Source organism: Citrobacter sp. Cpo126, assembly GCF_030332445.1.
In the GTDB taxonomy this organism is placed as follows: Bacteria; Pseudomonadota; Gammaproteobacteria; order Enterobacterales; family Enterobacteriaceae; genus Citrobacter; species Citrobacter portucalensis.
The window spans coordinates 1-957 of record NZ_JAOWHT010000005.1; the positions used below are offsets into that span (position 1 = coordinate 1).

Consider the following 957-nt stretch of genomic DNA (forward strand, 5'->3'; position numbering starts at 1 on the left):
GTTATCGCATCGAGGTGGATTCTGCGGCGTTCTCTGACAACGTCGGTCATGTGCTGAAAGAGGTGACGGTCCATGTCAGCGTCACCTCCCACGATGCGGCGGGCAATCTGGCGATTGCCACCAGCAGCCATGATGTGCATATCGACAACTTCGCGGAAAACACGGTACATATCGATACCGTCGCGGGTGATGACCTTATTAATATTAAGGAGTTTTCCGCGAACGGCGGCTTTACGCAGATCGCCGGTACCGTAACCGGCGTGGATGCGAAGATGGGGGATACGGTTACCCTGGCACTGAAGGGCGGCGAGGTGATTCACAGTGTGGTTATCGCGCTGGCGGGCGGTGGACTGGGCTATAGCATCCCGGTAAATAGCCATAAGCTGGTAACTCATCCGGAATTTACGGTTTCTGTTACCTCTACGGATCCGGCAGGGAACAGCGTCACGCATTCTGAAACCAAAACCATCAGCGCCGATCTGTATACACAGTCGTATATCACCATTGATGACGTGACGGCTGATAACTTTATCAACATCAAGGAATCGACGGACAATCACGGCAAGACCACCATCAGTGGCACGGTGAGCGGAGATGCAAAAGAGCATGACACCGTTCAGCTGGTGATTAATGGTCAACACTATTCGGGGGAAGTGGAGAAGCTGGCGAACGGCAATCTGGTCTACCATATCCCGGTGGATACCCAGAACCTGGTCAACAACCCGGTGATTCATGCCAGCATCCATACCACGGACGAGCATGGCAACGAAATGACGGCGGTGACGAAACACCACGTTGGGCTGGATCTGGACGCCAGCGCCTCTATCGGCATCGATACCGTCGCAAGTGATGACATTATCAGTAAAGCCGAGTCCAGCCTGCATAAGACGATCATCACGGGGCCGGTTGGCGGCGATGCGCAGAAAGACGATGTTGTCACCTTAACCTTCAATGGCA

Annotated in this window: 1 protein-coding gene; it reads left to right on the forward strand. The window is 53.9% G+C overall.

What is annotated here, in order from left to right; all coding sequences use genetic code 11:
• Positions 1 to 957, forward strand: a 957-nt coding sequence (locus OGY17_RS00035; protein ID WP_286606201.1) for an Ig-like domain-containing protein, incomplete at both ends; no start/stop codon positions are given.